This window comes from Luteibacter sp., from assembly GCF_035539195.1.
Lineage (GTDB): Bacteria > Pseudomonadota > Gammaproteobacteria > Xanthomonadales > Rhodanobacteraceae > Luteibacter.
Genome location: NZ_DATLIW010000032.1, coordinates 114,540 through 130,979, shown reverse-complemented (window position 1 = coordinate 130,979; position 16,440 = coordinate 114,540). Strand labels below are relative to the sequence as shown.

At 64.2% G+C, this 16,440-nt stretch carries 13 protein-coding genes; 11 read left to right on the top strand and 2 right to left on the bottom strand.

Going from position 1 to position 16,440, the window contains the following annotated elements; genetic code table 11:
- Positions 1–489 precede the first annotated feature (489 nt).
- On the top strand, positions 490–1,260 hold the full coding sequence (locus VM621_RS12835) for a DeoR family transcriptional regulator (RefSeq protein ID WP_325469352.1): 771 nt from the start codon (positions 490–492) through the stop codon (positions 1,258–1,260).
- 230 nt (positions 1,261–1,490) lie between these two features.
- Complete coding sequence (locus VM621_RS12830; RefSeq protein WP_325469351.1) at positions 1,491–2,336, top strand: YkgJ family cysteine cluster protein; 846 nt, start codon at positions 1,491–1,493, stop codon at positions 2,334–2,336.
- Positions 2,337–2,505: 169 nt separating this feature from the next.
- Here VM621_RS12830 and VM621_RS12825 read toward each other — a convergent pair whose 3' ends face one another.
- A complete protein-coding gene (locus VM621_RS12825; RefSeq protein WP_325469350.1) occupies positions 2,506–3,063 on the bottom strand; it encodes a TetR/AcrR family transcriptional regulator in 558 nt (185 codons plus the stop codon).
- Positions 3,064–3,166: 103 nt separating this feature from the next.
- Between VM621_RS12825 and VM621_RS12820 the strand changes: the two genes are divergently transcribed.
- The 5 genes from VM621_RS12820 to glpK all read left to right on the top strand — a co-directional run bounded on the left by VM621_RS12820 (position 3,167) and on the right by glpK (position 10,359).
- Positions 3,167–4,597, top strand: coding sequence for an amidase (locus VM621_RS12820; RefSeq protein ID WP_325469349.1), 1,431 nt, complete (start codon positions 3,167–3,169; stop codon positions 4,595–4,597).
- Between the two features lie 114 nt (positions 4,598–4,711).
- On the top strand, positions 4,712–5,884 hold the full coding sequence (locus VM621_RS12815) for a lactonase family protein (protein ID WP_325469348.1): 1,173 nt from the start codon (positions 4,712–4,714) through the stop codon (positions 5,882–5,884).
- A 552-nt stretch (positions 5,885–6,436) separates the two neighbouring features.
- Positions 6,437–7,948 (top strand): glycerol-3-phosphate dehydrogenase, encoded by a 1,512-nt coding sequence (glpD, locus tag VM621_RS12810; protein ID WP_325469347.1) that lies wholly within the window; start codon positions 6,437–6,439, stop codon positions 7,946–7,948.
- Between the two features lie 42 nt (positions 7,949–7,990).
- A complete protein-coding gene (locus tag VM621_RS12805) occupies positions 7,991–8,836 on the top strand; it encodes an MIP/aquaporin family protein (RefSeq protein ID WP_325469359.1) in 846 nt (281 codons plus the stop codon).
- Positions 8,837–8,844: 8 nt separating this feature from the next.
- Positions 8,845–10,359, top strand: a complete 1,515-nt coding sequence (glpK, locus tag VM621_RS12800; protein ID WP_325469346.1) for a glycerol kinase GlpK — start codon at positions 8,845–8,847, stop codon at positions 10,357–10,359.
- A gap of 264 nt (positions 10,360–10,623) precedes the next feature.
- On the opposite strand, the gene VM621_RS12795 is transcribed toward glpK, so the two are convergent.
- Positions 10,624–11,559 (bottom strand): carbohydrate kinase family protein, encoded by a 936-nt coding sequence (locus VM621_RS12795; RefSeq protein WP_325469345.1) that lies wholly within the window; start codon positions 11,557–11,559, stop codon positions 10,624–10,626.
- A gap of 270 nt (positions 11,560–11,829) precedes the next feature.
- Between VM621_RS12795 and VM621_RS12790 the strand changes: the two genes are divergently transcribed.
- Genes VM621_RS12790 through mrdA form a run of 4 tightly spaced genes read left to right on the top strand, consistent with a single transcriptional unit; the run spans position 11,830 to position 16,440 of the window.
- Positions 11,830–12,876 (top strand): rod shape-determining protein, encoded by a 1,047-nt coding sequence (locus VM621_RS12790; RefSeq protein WP_036139600.1) that lies wholly within the window; start codon positions 11,830–11,832, stop codon positions 12,874–12,876.
- A 41-nt stretch (positions 12,877–12,917) separates the two neighbouring features.
- A complete protein-coding gene (gene mreC, locus VM621_RS12785) occupies positions 12,918–13,940 on the top strand; it encodes a rod shape-determining protein MreC (RefSeq protein WP_325469344.1) in 1,023 nt (340 codons plus the stop codon).
- Positions 13,937–14,428: a rod shape-determining protein MreD gene (gene mreD / locus VM621_RS12780; protein ID WP_325469343.1), complete on the top strand. Its 492-nt coding sequence runs from the start codon at positions 13,937–13,939 to the stop codon at positions 14,426–14,428. The genes mreC and mreD overlap by 4 nt, the downstream gene beginning before the upstream one ends.
- A complete protein-coding gene (gene mrdA / locus VM621_RS12775) occupies positions 14,425–16,440 on the top strand; it encodes a penicillin-binding protein 2 (RefSeq protein ID WP_325469342.1) in 2,016 nt (671 codons plus the stop codon). Before mreD ends, mrdA begins: the two co-directional genes overlap by 4 nt.

Below are 16,440 nucleotides of genomic sequence, written 5' to 3'. Positions count from 1 at the left end.
GATGGTAGTGTGGCTCAAGCCATGCAAGAGTAGGTCACCGCCAGGGGCCTTATACCGGAATAACCCGTCCTCTTTTGAGGGCGGGTTTTTCTTTGTCTGCGCGCAGCGCAAGACCCGCAACAGGTCACCGCCAGGGGCCTTATACTGAAACACCCGCTACGAGCAATCGTGGCGGGTTTTTCTTTGTCTGTGTTTTACCGCCCCCCTGTGGGAGCCGCTTCAGCGGCGATCCCGCGGCAGCGGGCCAGGTCGCCGCAACCGGGCTATCGCCGCTGAAGCGGCTCCCACAAGGACACCACGGTACTAACGGGCTATCGCCGCTGAAGTGGCTCCTACAGGGACACGGTGCTAACCGGGCTGTCGCCGCTGAAGCGGCTCCCACAGATCGGATCACGTTGGCGCGGGTGCGGTCGCGCATCGCAACCGCCGCATGACACTCTCGCCTCGACCCGGCATCATGTTGATGTGTCACGGAGCACCGGGAATACGATGGATCCACGATTGAACCGCCGCCAGGAAGAACTCATCGCGATCGTCCAGCGCGAGGGGTTCGTCGGCGTCGAAGAGCTGGCCAGTCATTTCGACGTCGCGCCGCAGACCATCCGCCGCGACCTCAATCTGCTTTCCGACAGTGGGCTCATTCGTCGTTACCACGGTGGCGTCAGTCCGTCCTCGAGCGTCGAGAACGTGGCCTACGCGGCACGTCAAACCCTGCAGGCTGCGGAGAAGAACCGCATCGCGGCCTCGATCGCCAAGCAGATTCCGGATGGCTCGTCGCTCTTCATCAACCTCGGTACGACCAACGAAGGTGTCGGTCGCGCGTTGCTCGATCATCGTGACCTGCGAGTCATCACCAATAACCTCAATATCGCGCTCCTGCTCAGCGACAATCCGACCTTCGAGGTGATTGTCGCCGGCGGCGTCGTGCGTGGCCGCGACCGCGGCGTCACCGGCGAGGCGACGATCGAACTCATCCGCCAGTTCAAGGTGGACTACGGCATCATCGGTATCTCGGGCATCGAGCTGGACGGCACGCTGCTGGATTTCGATTTCCACGAAGTCCGGGTTGCGCAGGCGATCATCGAGCACTCGCGCCAGGTCTACCTGGGTGCGGACCACACGAAGATCGGTCGGAACGCCATGGTTCGCCTGGGCGACTTTTCGCGTGTGGATGCGTGGTTCACGGACAAGACACCGCCTGAACCCTTATTGCCCGTGCTCGAGGCGGCGGGGACTCAGTTGCATGTGGCGGCGGACTGAGGGGTGAGGGCTTCTCGGTGCAAGGCGGCCCTCGCGAACCGACGTTGTGGCGGCGACGTCGCCACGGCCGCGATGGGTCGTCGCACGAAGACGACATCCGAAGGCGCGGGCTAGACCGGGCCCGGGACCGGGGCGGGAGTCGGACCTCGCGGGTCGAGGTCGGTGGACGTTTTGTGCGAGCGCTGTAACCGAATGGCTCCTGAGAGCGAATCGCCAGGCATGGCTACAACATGCCCGAATTCTCCTGCGGAACCTTGTCGGGGATCGATGCGCTTCTCACCCACCTTCGCCGGCTCATCGCTATGAAGATCTCGTTCTCTTGCACCATGTGCGGTCGTTGCTGTCACGGATTGCGCCTACCTCTCAGTATCGATGAAGCGTCGTCGTGGCTGGAAAGGGGCGGCCGAGTCGAGCTGTTCTGCGAGGCGATTCCATGGCCGGAGGAACCTGCACCCGACAACACCTTGGCCGCCCACAAGCGGCGCCGGTCATTCGCCGCATACAGCGGCCAGTTACCCGTCCGAGTCATCGTTTCGCTCATGGCCACGTTCCCTGGCGCATGCCCGAATCTCCGGGCTGATATGAGTTGCGGCATCTATGAGGATCGCCCGCGCGCATGCCGTGTCTATCCGGCAGAGGTCAATCCGTTCATCACGCTCGACCGTGCGGGAAAGCTCTGCCCGCCGGAGGCATGGGCGAGCGATGTGCCGCTGCAGGACGAACACGGCGCGTGGGTGGATCCTGAAGTCGACCGAGCGATCATTGGAATGCGTGCCGCCGATGCCCAGGAGGCGGAAGCGAAGAAACGACTATGCACTCGATTACAGATAACCACAGCCGGTTTATCGAACGAATCGGTCGTCATCCACGCGCCTGATCGTGATCGCCTGACCGAGGCCCTTGCATGGTCTCGGTACAGCGACGCCGGCGACCCCACGGATGTCAGTGATTGGACGTTAGCATCGCACCGTCAGCGGACCTTGGAACTGCTCACATCCGCGGCGTCCCGCTCGGTCGACGCCTCCAAGCTGGATCCCGGCACGACATTCATGGCGTTTGTACCGCCTGACGCGTGAAGATGGCAGGTGCACCGAATGCGAAACGTCGGCCGTCGCGGACAAACGTCGTCATTCGCAGCGATGGCCGCGTGGCGTCGGTCTATTTTGACGTCGCGCCAGCCCCCGTCCGTCGACGCACCATCGGCCACCTTGTGCTTGATGCGCGCCGGGACGACGGATCATTGCGTTAAACAGGAAGAAGCCCCGCAGTCCGATAGCTTTGGATCAAGCTGTCGAAGAGCGCGATGTCCGAGCGGCTTCTTGCCATGAGCTGGGCGCCCGCGATGGATGCGAATATGGCCCGCGCCCGGGCGTCTCCTTCTCCATCTTTCACCAAGTTACCTTCGACGAGTCGCTGGGTCAGCCAGGCGACGTTGACATCGGCGAACGTCTGCATTTCTTGCCTCACCAGCTCTGGAAGATCGTCGAACTCTGCGGACATGAAGCTGCCCAGGCAAAGTCGATTGTCGTTCTCCAGGGAGCGGCGAAAGACGGCGGGGTACTCGCGCAATGCGCTCTGCGCATCGGGTGCCGCAGCCAGCATGCAATCGAGCTCGGCAGCCGCGTCTTCCCAATACCGCTTAGCCACGGCGACGGCCAGCTCGGCCTTCCCCGGAAAGTGGTGATAGATGCTGGCCGGTTTGATGCCGACTTCCTCGGCCAAATGACGAATGTTCAATCCGCCATAGCCGTGCGACTGGGCTTGCATTCGAGCAGCCTTCAAGATCGCTTCGTTCGTGTTCATGACGGTTTCCTCCTTGGACGTATCCTACCATGCGTTAGTTAGGGCTTGACGCCTTTGTCCGCGGCCGGTACCGTCTACCTACCAAATGTTAGGTAGATAGCCCATGACTGACGACATCGTGTTCTCCGACGCCACCAGGCTTGCGGAGATGATTCGCACCAAAGAGGTCTCCCCCGTAGAGATCATGGCCGCTCATCTCGATCGCATCGAGGTGCTGAACCCACGGATCAATGCCATCGTCACCCTTGCGCACACGGCGCGCGAAGCCGCGCGCGCCGCCGAAGCCGCTGTGATGGCCGGCGAGGAATTGGGCCCGCTTCACGGTGTGCCCTTCACCGTCAAGGATTCCATCGACACCGCGGGCGTGTCGACTCAGCGCGGGTCACCGATCTTCAAGGGGCGCGTGCCGGACACCGACGCGACCAGCGTGGCTCGTATGAAGAAGGCCGGGGGCATACTGCTTGCCAAGAGCAACCTGCCGGAATTTTCCTACTGGATCGAGAGCGATAATCTCCTGTCGGGACGCACTAACAACCCTTGGGACCTGACCCGTACGCCGGGCGGGTCGAGCGGCGGCGAGTCCGCCGCCATCGCGGCAGGCATGTCGCCGATTGGCCTCGGCACCGATCTCGCCATTTCGGTGCGCGGACCGGCAGCACAAACGGGCATTACATCGATGAAGGCGACGCATGGAAGCATTCCGATGACGGGCATTTGGCCCCGTGCGCCGCGCCGCTTTTGGCATGTGGGACCCATGGGCCGTTCTGTGCGGGACATCGCTCTGGCGTTTTCCCTGCTGGCGGGGCCGGATGGGCATGACGCTGCTTCGACCATCACCACGGTCTTCGACGCTGGCGTTGGGCGCGCACCCTATCGCCAACTGCGCGTCGGCTGGATGGTCGGTCCCGGGCTCGGCCCGGTAGACCCTGAAGTCGTCGCCACCGTGAAGGCTGCTGCGGAGGCACTCGGGAACGCAGGCGTGTTTGTAGAGCACGTTGGCATTCCGGCCCTCGAGCGTGATTTCGCGCTGGATGTGTTCAATCGGCTGCATGTGATGGAAATGAAGCCCGCGTTTGAGCAGGCGACCGCTGGCCGGCATCCGGATGAGCTATACACGATGGCCAAGACCATGCTTTCGCTGCCCGACACGTCCATGGAGAGTTTCATCGACGCCGAGCAGGCGGTTGAGCGCATCCGTGACGGCTTCGCCGAGTACTTCTCGCACTACGATGCCTTGATCACCCACGTGTTGCCCATCGCTGCGCACAAACACGGCGTAAGTTCGTTCGTCATCGATGGCCAGACCGTGGATGCCACCTACCTCCAGGGCGCTACGGTGCCACTGAACCTCACCGGGCTACCTGGTCTGGCCATGCGGTTCGGCACCAGCAGGGAAGGTCTGCCGATCAACATTCAGGTGGTTGGTAAATGGCAGGCCGAATCCACCGTGATCCATATCGCCTCGCTCCTCGAGGCGGTGAGCTCCGTGCGAGGTCTGCGCCCGGCGAACATGGCTCCCTTCATGAGGCCGTGAATGCCGACAGCATCGACCCGTGATGACGCGCACATTTTGACGGATGACGTGTAACCGTCGCGAGCAAGGACACGAAGAACCCTGGAGCCGTCCGGCTCTTTCGGAGAACTGTCCATGAACATGTCGCGAAAACTTGCGATTGCTATCGTTGGCGCGTTGGCGACCGTCGGCGCCGTCCATGCGCAAGATCGTCTGTCCGGTTTGCACGGATTCGATTCCCCTTTTGTCTACGTCATGTCCAATGACATCCAGAGCAACAGCGTCGCCGTGCTGCGTCGAAATTTCTTCGGCGGCCTGGAAAAGGTTTCCGTGGCATCTACCGAGGGCAAGGGCGTGGGGGTCGGCACGACGGCTCCGCGGCCAGATCCCCTCGGCTCGCAGAATGCATTGCTCAAGAGCGCGAACGGCCGGCTCTTGTTTGCCACTAACGCCGGCTCGAACCAGATATCGGTTTTCGCCATCGAGGGCAGTCGGCTGCGTTTGATCGACATACAGCCCACCGGCGGCACGTACCCGGTCAGCGTGGCTCAGCGGGGGAATCGACTCTACGTGCTCAACAGCGCCGCCACCTCGACGGTGACCGCGTTTCAGATCACCGCTGGCGGGCAGCTCGTAGCATTGCCGGCCGAGACGCGTCTGCTGGGCACGGACGCGCCCCTTGTGGGAAATCAGCCCAATGTCGGCATGACGCCCGCGCAACTGCAGGTGTCACCCGACGGCAACTGGCTGGCCGTCTCGATCAAAGACGCATCGGCCAAGGGCTGGTTCGAACTGTTTACCCTCGGACACGATGGAGGCCTCGGTAAAGACCCCGCCATCACCCCCTCGAACGACCCGCAACCGTTCGGTTTCGACTTCGATAACCACGGTCATCTGATCGCCACGCAAGCAGCAGGCTCGGCCGCCAGCTCGTACGCGATCGGGCGCGACGGCATCCTCGAGGCCATCTCCAGCGACGTTCCAAACGGGCAGGCAGCCGCATGCTGGTTGGCGGTGTCCGGTCGCTTCGCCTTCACCGCTAACGCAGGCAAGGGCAACATCAGCGGTTACCGTGTCGGCAACGATGGCTCGTTGACCGTCCTTGACGGCGGGATCGCCGGTACGTTGGAAGCAGGTGCTGCGCCGACCGACCTGAAGGCTTCTGCCGACGGCTTGTTCCTGTACGTGGGCAATTCCCTGGGCGGCGATGTCGATACGTTCCTCATCCTCGGTGACGGTCGGCTGCTGCAGGTCGGCCAAACACCGGTGTTCGCTGGAGCATCGGGGATGCAGGGCCTGGCCCTCTGACCTTCTTTTGCATCTGCGCTCGACGGCGTGTGGTCCGGCGTTGGCTCGCACGGAGCATCAAGGCAGGCCGCGAGAATGGCCAGCGGAGCCGCACCAAGAAGCTCTGCTGGCTTCCTGCGATACATGAGGAACAGGCGCATGCGCACCTGACCGCCATGGTCGGTCAGGAGGAGCCATGCCCGTTCGCACCGTATGCCTAAATGACGGTCATGCGCTTAGTGGCGCAACGCGAAAAAATAGTCAATAAAGTCAGCGGGGTAAGCTGCCCCAGCTTTCGCGCGCCCGCCGAACCCGCGATGATCGGATCGATGGTTACCCACCTGATGGGCCGTGTTTCAAACAAGGCGTGCGCTGCACTGCAGCGTGCCATGTTCGTTTGTGTTCGAATATGCTCACTTTTAACGCAGGCACCGCTTGCTGACCGTGTGAAATGTTCGTTTTTCGCGTGACCCGGGGGTCTGTCCTGGTCGCCCGCAGGGAAAAACGAACATAGCCGAACATTGGCTACTCCCCTCTCAGTAACGCAGTGCCTCCAGCCAAGCGGAGTGCGCGATGGTCGAGCAGGTCGATGTTCTGGTGGTCGGTGGTGGCGTCAATGGCGTCGGCATTGCGCGTGATGCGGTGGGCCGTGGGCTATCGGTATGGCTGTGCGAGCGGGACGATCTCGCGTCGCATACCTCCAGCGCGGCGACCAAGTTGATCCATGGCGGGCTGCGCTATCTCGAGCAGTTCGAGTTCGCGCTGGTCGGCAAGGCGCTCGCCGAGCGCGAGGTACTTCTCCGCGCCGCGCCGCATATCATCTGGCCGCTACGCTTCATCCTTCCGCACCAGCCGCACCTGCGTCCCGCGTGGATGATCCGTATCGGCTTGTTCCTCTATGACCATCTGGGCCGCGGGCGCCGCACGCTGCCGGGTTCGCGTCGCGTGCGTTTCGCCAAGCACGTCACAGGCGAGCCACTGCGCGCCGAGTTCCACCAGGGTTTCGTCTATTCCGATGCCTGGGTGCAGGACGCGCGCCTTGTCGTGCTCAACGCGATGGATGCCGTGCATCGTGGCGCCAAGATCGAAACGCATACGAAGTGCATCAGCGCCCGTCGCGATGCGGATGGCTGGACGGCCGAACTCGAGGCACGCGATGGCAGCCGTCATTTCGTCAAGGCCCGCGCGCTGGTCAACGCCGCCGGCCCCTGGGCGGCGAGTTTCCTCGACGACGTGGTGCACCTGAAGCATTCGCACACGCTGCGCCTGATCAAGGGCAGCCATATCGTCGTCCCGAAGATTTTCGAGCATCGCTACGCCTATATCTTCCAGCAGCCGGACCGTCGCATCGTCTTCGCCATTCCGTACGAGCGCGACTTCACGCTGATCGGCACCACCGACATCGAGTACAAGGCGGATCCATCGCACCCGGTGATCGAGGCCGAGGAAACGCAGTACCTGTGCGAGGCGGTGAACCGCTACTTCAAGAAGCAGCTCACGCCCGCGGACGTCGTCTGGAGCTACAGCGGCGTGCGTCCCTTGCTGCAGGACGAATCGGGCAGCGCCTCGGAAGTGACGCGAGACTACCTGCTCGATATCGACACGGACGGCGCGCCGTTGCTCAACGTCTTCGGCGGCAAGCTCACCACCTTCCGCAAGTTGTCCGAGGAGGCTGTCGACAAACTCGCGCCGCTGCTGGGCAACGACAAGCCGGCCTGGACCGCCGACGCGCGCCCCCTGCCGGGCGGCGGCGAACGCGACATCGACGCGCTGACCGACGACATCCGTTCGTCGCGGCCCTGGTTGCCCGAAGCGTTCGCGTGGCGCCTCACCCATATGTACGGCACGCGCGCCCGCGACCTGCTCGGCGAAGCCAACGGCCTGGCCGCGTTGGGCGAACACTTCGGCTCGGATCTCTACCAGGCGGAGGTGGACTATCTTGTCCGCCACGAATGGGCGACCGAGGCCGAGGACATCCTCTGGCGCCGAAGCAAGATCGGCCTGCGCGTCGGTTCCGACGACGTGCGTCGCCTCACCGAGTACCTGAACCGGCGTGTCCCTCAGCGGGCTGCCACCCACCCGTAGCGCCCAGGCGCTTCCCAGTCATGAAACCCGATGGAGAGACGGATCATGCGACAACAGATAGGCGAGCTGATTTCCGAAGCCCTCGCGATGTTCATCATCATCGCGTTCGGCGATTCCGTAGCATGCATGTACGTGCTCTACGACCCTAGTCCCTACCTCAACGCCTATTGGGGCGTGTGTATCGCGTGGGGTCTGGCGGTCACCATCGCTATCTATGCCACCGCGTCGGTGTCGGGCACGCATGCGAATCCCGCCGTGACGCTGGCACTGGCGATCTTCCGCGACTTCTCATGGAAGAAAGTCATCCCGTACTGGGTCGCCCAGGTCATCGGCGCCTTCCTCGGCGCAGCCTGCGTGTATGCCCTTTTCGGTCCGGTCATCGATCACTTCAACGAGACGCACAACCTCACCCGCGCGGCGGGCGGTGCGGCAGGCGTGTTCTTCACGCATCCGGGCCTTGCCGTCACACCGATGCACGCGCTCTCCGACCAGATCATTCTGACCGCCTTCCTGTTGTTCGGCATCTTCGCCATCACCGAGCAGTACAACGAGACCGCACCGGGTGCGAACAGCGGCGCACTGATCATCGGCCTGCTGGTTGCGACCATCGGCGCGTCCATGGGCTACCTCGAAGCATGGGCGATCAATCCGGCCCGCGACTTCGGTCCGCGCCTGTTCGCATTCTTTACCGGTTGGGGTTCGTCGGCGTTGCCCTCGCCCGACAACTACTGGTGGGTGCCCATCGTGGGCCCGCTGATCGGTGGTGTCGTCGGCGGCGGTGCCTACCAGCTGCTCGTGCATCCCTTCCTGCCGGCGCGTGTGCGTGCGCTTGAAGAAGCGCGCCTCGCCGCCGAAAACGGCAAATCCTCCACACAGACGACCCGGTGAGGCAAGCAATGGACACGTCCAAGGACAAGCGATACATCCTGGCGATCGACCAGGGAACCACCAGCTCGCGCACGATTCTCTTCGATCATGACGGCAACATCGCCGGCACGGCCCAGCGCGAGTTTCCGCAGATCTTTCCGCAGCCGGGCTGGGTGGAACACAACCCGCGCGAGATCATGACCAGCGTGCTGTCGACGATGACCGAGGTGATCAGCAGCTCGGGTATCGACGCCAGCGCCATCGAAGGCATCGGCATCACCAACCAGCGCGAAACCGCGGTGGTCTGGGAGAAGAGCACCGGCCAGCCGATCTACAACGCCATCGTGTGGCAGTCGCGGCAGACCGCCGATATCTGCGACAAGCTCAAGGAAGACGGCTTCGACCCGATGGTCCGCGAGAAGACCGGCCTGCTGATCGACGCCTACTTCGCCGGGACCAAGGTCCGCTGGATTCTCGACCATGTGGAAGGTGCGCAGGAACGTGCCGAGAAGGGCGAGCTGCTGTTCGGCACCATCGACACCTGGGTCATCTGGAACCTCACCGGCGGCAAGGTGCACGTCACCGATTACACCAATGCCTCGCGTACGCTGATGTACGACATCTTCAAGCGCGAATGGGACGACGAGCTACTCAAGATGCTCAACGTGCCGCGCGCCATGCTGCCGGAAGTGAAGTCGTCCAGCGAAGTGTATGGCAACACGCTGGCCAAGCATTTCTTCGGTCGCGAAGTGCCCATCGCCGGTATCGCCGGCGACCAGCAGGCGGCGTTGTTCGGGCAGGCCTGCTTCGAGCCCGGCCTGGCCAAGAACACCTACGGCACCGGCTGCTTCATGCTGATGAACACCGGCGAGAAGGCGGTACGTTCGAAGAACGGCCTGCTCACCACCATCGCGTGGGGCCTCAATGGCAAGGTGGAGTACGCGCTCGAAGGCAGCATCTTCGTTGCCGGTTCGGTCATCCAGTGGCTGCGCGACGGCCTGCGCATGCTTGGCAAGGCGGCGGACTCGCAGTCGTACGCCGAGCGCGCGAAGGACAATGACGGCGTGTACTTCGTACCTGCGTTCGTCGGTCTCGGTGCGCCGTATTGGCGAAGCGACGTGCGCGGTGCGGTGTTCGGCCTTTCACGCGGCACGACGAAGGAGCAGTTCATTCGCGCCGCACTCGAGTCGATGGCGTACCAGACACGCGACGTACTCGAGGCGATGCAGATCGACTCCGGCATCGAACTCAAAGAGCTGCGTGCCGACGGCGGCGCGATCGCCAACGACTTCATGGCGCAGTTTCAGGCGGACATCCTCGGCGTTCCCTTGCTCCGTCCGAAGGTCCAGGAAACCACGGCGCAGGGCGCGGCGTATCTCGCCGGTCTCGCGGTCGGTTTCTGGAAGGACCAGACGGATATCACCAAGCGCTGGGCGGTGGATCGCGAGTTCAAGCCGACGATGACGAAGGAAGTCCGCGACGAGCTGTACGAAGGCTGGCAGCAGGCCGTCAACGCGACGATGGGCTTCAAGCCACGCAAGTAATCTGGCAGGACCCGTGTACTGGCAGGACCCGTGTGCTGGCAAAGCCAGTGTGCTGGCAGAGCCAGTGTGCTGGCAGGGCCAGTGTGGGAGCCAGTGTGGGAGCCGATTCATCGGCGATCCCGCGGCAGCGGGCCAGGTTAACGCGACCTGGCTATCGCGGCCAGGTTCTCGCGACCTGGCTATCGCCGATGAATCGGCTCCTACAACAGCCTGGACAAAAAAAGGGGCGGCGCATCACTGCGCCGCCCCTTTTTCCAAGGCACTTCAGGCCAGTTCGTAACCGAACTGGTCCTTGAACTCCGTGGCGAACTGCTCGTACGTGAAGTACTGGTTCTGCGTGCCCGGATGCTCCACCTTCAACGCACCCATGAGCGAAGCCATGTTGCCGATGGTCTTCCAGTCGTACTTCTTCATGATGCCGAAGATGAGGCCGGCGCGGTACGCGTCGCCGCAACCGGTCGGGTCGACAACCTTGCGCTCGCGTGCCGGCGGCACGGTGATGACTTCACCACCGACATGGATCAGCGAACCGCGCGGGCCCTGCGTGACGATGTACGCGGTGACCTTGGACGCGATGTCCTCGGCACTCCAGCCGGTGCGCTGCTGCAGCAGCTGCGACTCGTAGTCGTTGACGATGACGTACGTGGACTTCTCGATCATCGAGCGGAACTCGTCGCCGTTGAACAGCGGCATCGCCTGGCCCGGATCGAAGATGAAGGGCACGCCGCGTGCGGCGAACTCGTCGACGTGCTGCAGCATCGCTTCGCGACCGTCCGGGGCGACGATGCCGAACGAATAATCCGGAATGTCACGCACATGGTTCTCGTGCGCGCTGGACATCGCACCCGGATGGAAGGCCGTGATCTGGTTGTTGTCCAGGTCCGTGGTGATGAAGCACTGCGGGGTGAACTGGTCGTCGAACTGACGCACGCCGTCGAGGCGGATACCGAACTTCTCCAGGTGCGCGCGATATGGCGCGAAATCCTGGCCGACCGTGGCCACCGGCATCGGTGCGCCGCCGAGCAACTTCAGGTTGTATGCGATGTTGCCGGCGCAGCCGCCGAACTCGCGGCGCATGGCCGGCACCAGGAACGACACATTCAGGATATGCACCTGGTCCGGAATGATGTGGTTCTTGAACTGGTCCTGGAACACCATGATGGTGTCGTAGGCGAGCGATCCGCAGATAACGGCAGTCATGGTGTAGGTGACCCTGGAAGAATAGTGGCGCGACCGTGACCCGGCCGCAGCGGGCGCCGAACGCGACAGGTCCGGCAAACCGACGGATCGTACCCAAAATCGTCCGCCAAGGCGACTCCGGGAGTCGTACAGAATTACGGGAACGGAGCAGAATCCCCACGCATCACCCGGACTTACAAGGCTTTCTTAACTTCTTCGCCCTTGCGTGGGGGAGTAGGCCAATCTAGACTCGCACGCTTACTTTTTCTTGCTACTGGCGTCCGCCGCATCATGTTTAAGAAGTTCCGCGGTCTCTTTTCGAACGACATTTCCATCGATCTCGGCACGGCCAACACGCTCATTTATGTGCGCGGCCAGGGAATCGTCCTCAATGAACCGTCGGTCGTCGCGATCCGCCAGGATCGAGGCCCGGGCGGCCCGCGCACCGTTGCCGCCGTCGGTGGCGACGCGAAGCGCATGCTCGGCCGTACGCCGGGCAATATCGCCACCGTCCGCCCGATGAAGGACGGCGTCATCGCCGACTTCACCATGACCGAGGCGATGCTGCAGCACTTCATCAAGCAGGTGCATCGTTCGCGCATGCTCCGTCCGAGCCCGCGCGTGCTGGTCTGCGTGCCCTGCGGCTCGACCCAGGTGGAACGCCGCGCGATCAAGGAATCGGCCGAGGGCGCAGGCGCCCGCGACGTCTTCCTGATCGAGGAACCCATGGCAGCCGCCATCGGCGCCGGGATCCCGGTGCACGAAGCGCGCGGTTCCATGGTCCTGGATATCGGCGGCGGCACCTCGGAAGTCGCGGTCATCTCGCTGAACGGCATCGTTTATTCGCAGTCGGTCCGCGTCGGTGGCGATCGCTTCGACGAAGCCATCATCAACTACGTGCGCCGCAACCACGGCACGCTGATCGGTGAATCCACGGCCGAGCGGATCAAGCTCGAAGTCGGCTGCGCCTTCCCGCAGAGCGAAGTCCGCGAGATGGAAATCTCCGGCCGTAACCTCGCCGAAGGCGTGCCGCGCATGTTCACGATCAACTCCAACGAGGTGCTGGAAGCGCTCCACGAGCCGCTCTCCGGCATCGTGGCGGCGGTCAAGGCCGCGCTGGAGCAGACCCCGCCGGAGCTCTGCTCCGACGTGGCCGAGCGCGGCATCGTCCTGACCGGTGGCGGCGCGCTGCTGCGCGATCTGGATCGTCTCATCTCCGAGGAAACCGGCCTGCACGTGCAGGTGGCCGACGACCCGCTCACCTGCGTCGCCCGCGGTGGCGGCAAGGCGCTGGAGATGATCGACCAGCACGGCAGCGACTTCTTCGCGTTCGAATGATGGCCGCGCGCGACGGCGCACGGGCCGGAACGCGCTGAGCCATGGCCCTCAATCGCGACGATCAGTCGCCGCTGTTCGCGCCCGGTGTGGCGGGGACCCTGCGCCTGATCGTCTATCTCGCGCTCGCCTGCGTGCTCATGGTGCTCGATCACCGGGGCGGCTGGCTCGGTAACGTCCGTTACGGGCTATCCATCGTGGTCGAACCGATCTACCGGATCGCCGGACTGCCGTCGCAGGGATTCCAGGCGGCGACGGTGGCGTTCGCCGATCGCCAGCGGCTGACCGAAGCCAACCAGCGGCTGCGCGAAGACCTGCTGTTGGCCAACGCCAAGCTCAACCGCATGGCCTCGGTGGCCGAGCAGAACCAGCGGCTCAAGGAGCTGCTCGACACCCAGCACAGCCTCTCGCTCAACGTGCAGCTTGCGCGTCTCATCGGCGTGGACCTGGGCACCTTCCGGCATCGGATCGTGCTCAACGTCGGCGCGCGCGACAAGGTCCAGGCAGGGCAGGTGGTGATCGACGCCCGTGGCGTGATGGGCCAGGTCGTCGAAGTGATGCCGACCACCTCCGTGGCGATGCTGATCACCGACCCGAACCACGCCATTCCCGTAACGATCGAGCGCACCGGACTGCGTACGATCGCCTACGGCTCGCGCGCCGGCGACATGCTGGTGCTGCCCAATATCCCCGTGTCCGCCGACGTGCAGTCGGGCGACAAGCTGGTTACCTCGGGCCTGGGTGGCCGCTTCCCGCCGGGCTTCCCGGTCGGCGAAATCCGCGACGTGGCACAGACGGCCTCGGGCACGTTCCTCTCCGCACAGGCCAGGCCCGCGGCCGATCTCGATCGCAGCGAGGACGTGCTCCTGCTGCACGACCTCGCCGAACAGGACGGTCCGCCGGCGCTCGCGCCGAACAGCGGGCCGCCGTCCAGCATGGCGCCGGACCCGAATGCGCCGCCGCCGGCGCCCGTCGCGCCGACCCTGCCCAAGGTGACCTCGCCGACCGCCACGCCGGTGCCCGCGCGCGCCGGTTCGTCGACGACGCCAACGGGGACGACGCCATGAACAAGCTTCGTGTCCGCCAGCTGTGGTTCGCCGCGACGCTGCTGCTCTCGCTGTTCCTGATGCTGATTCCGCTGCCGGGGCCGCTGACGCCGTTCAAGCCGTACTGGCCGGCGCTGATCCTGCTCTACTGGTGCCTGCAATCGGGCGATCGGGTCACTCTCGGGCTGGCGTTCTGCCTGGGCGTGGGTGCGGATCTGTTCGACGGCATCCTGCTCGGCGAGCAGGCGTTGCGTCTCACCGCCATGGTCTTCATCGCCCTGCGGTTCCGCTCGCGGCTGCGCTTCTTCCCCATGTGGCAACAGTCGCTGGCGGTGCTCGGCCTGCTGCTGAACGATCGCGTGCTCCTGCTGCTCATCCGGGTCTTCAGCGGCGATCCGCTACCGCCGCCCGAGTACTGGATATCGCCGCTGGTCGGTGCGGTCCTGTGGCCGTTCGTCTTCCTGATCCTCGACGATTTGCGCGCACGCCTGCGCATCCACGACACATGAGCCGGCGGCGCGCCTCGATCAAGGAGGTCCGTGGCGAGGTGGCGCTGTTTCGCCGCCGCGCGCTGGCCGGTTTCTTCCTGCTCCTGCTCGGCCTTGTCGCCGTCTGCAGTCGCTATGTCTACCTGCAGGTGTTCCACCACGACGAGTTCGTGACGCGTTCGGAGCAGAACCGCGTGAAGCCGCGCGCGATCCCGCCGGCGCGTGGCCTCATCTACGATCGCAACGGCGTGCTGCTCGCCGATAACGTCCCCGCGTTCCGCCTCGAGGTCACGCCCGAGCAGGTCGCCAACATGGACGACATGCTGCGCAATCTCAGCGCGGTGGTGCCGATCAGCGACGACGACATCACGACCTTCAAGAAGCAGGTGAAGCTGGGTCGTCGCTTCGAGGGCATCCCGCTGAAGCTGAAGCTGACCGAGGACGAAATCGGCCGTTTTGCCGTGAACCGGTGGCGGTTCCCCGGCGTGGATGTCGTGCCTTACCTCACCCGGCGCTATCCGCTGGGTGGCTCGCTTGCGCACGTGATCGGCTATGTGAGCCGCATCGACGTGGACGACCTCGACCGCATGGACGACGACGAAGAGGCCAGCTACAAGGGCACCACGCACATCGGCCGTATCGGCATCGAGCGCTCGTACGAGAAGTTGTTGCACGGCGAGCCGGGCTACGAGCTGGTCGAGGTGAACGCCGATGGGCGCACCCAGGCCGTGCTCGACACCACGCCGCCGACACCGGGCAAGAACATCTACCTGAGTATCGATGTGCGCCTGCAGAAGGCGGCGCTCGACGCGATGGCTGGCCGCGCGGGCGCCGCGATCGCGATCGATCCGCGCAACGGACAGGTCCTGGCGTTCGCCAGCGTGCCCGACTTCGACCCGAACCTCTTCGTCAACGGGATCAGTTCGGTCGACTACAAGAACCTGATGACGGCTGCGGACAAGCCGCTGTACAACCGCGCGCTGCGTGGCGTGTATCCGCCCGGTTCCACAGTGAAGCCCTTCCTTGCCCTGGGTGGCTTGACCATGGGCATTCGCCGGCCGTCGGATACGGTGCTGTCGACGGGCGAGTTCTGCATTCCGGGGCAGAGCCGCTGTTACCGCGACGACAAGCGCGGCGGCGACGGCACGGTGAACATGGTCCGCGCCATCGAGCTGTCGACGAATACCTATTTCTACCGGCTTGCGCTGGACATGGGCATCGACCGCCTTGCCTCGTGGATGGGCGGCCTGGGCTTCGGCAAGAAGACCGGGATCGACCTCACCGGCGAAGTGGAGGGCGTGCTGCCTTCGCGCGAGTGGAAGGCCACACGCAGCAAGGCGGGCTGGTTCCCGGGCGAGACGATCATCTCCGGCATCGGCCAGGGCTATTGGGCGGTGACGCCGATCCAGCTGGCCCATGCCGTCGCCACCTTCGCCGGCCACGGCGTGCCCTACGCGCCCCACCTGCTGATGGATACGCAGGACGGTGTGGACAGTGCGCGCGTGCCGCAGGCGTTCCCGCCCACGGGTCCCTCGGTGATCCGCAAGTCGGCCGACTGGGACACCGTGAACGAAGGCATGATCGCGGTGATCAACTCGGGCGCCGGTACCGGCAAGAAGCTCGGCATCGGCTTTCCGTTCGTCATCGCCGGCAAGAGCGGCACGGCCGAGCGCTTCTCGCGCAAGTCCGACGCTTATGACACGAACAAGAACACCGCCTACCTGGCGACTCGCCACCGCGCGCTGTTCATTGCCTATACGCCGGCGGACGATCCGAAAATCGCCGTGGCCGTCGTGCTCGAAGCGGGCGCATGGGGCGCGGCGGATTCCGGGCCGATCGCACGCAAGATCCTCGACCAGTGGGTGGTCGACCAGGGTGGGGCACGCCCGACCGCCTTGCCGCCTGGCCCGATCACCCTTTCCGATGCGCCGGCCGAGGCTGCGCCTGCGAGCGAGAGCTCGGTCCAGGGCGTACAGCCGGCCGCACCGTCCAGCAGCGAACTGCCGCCCGACGACAACGGCGAGGACCAGTGA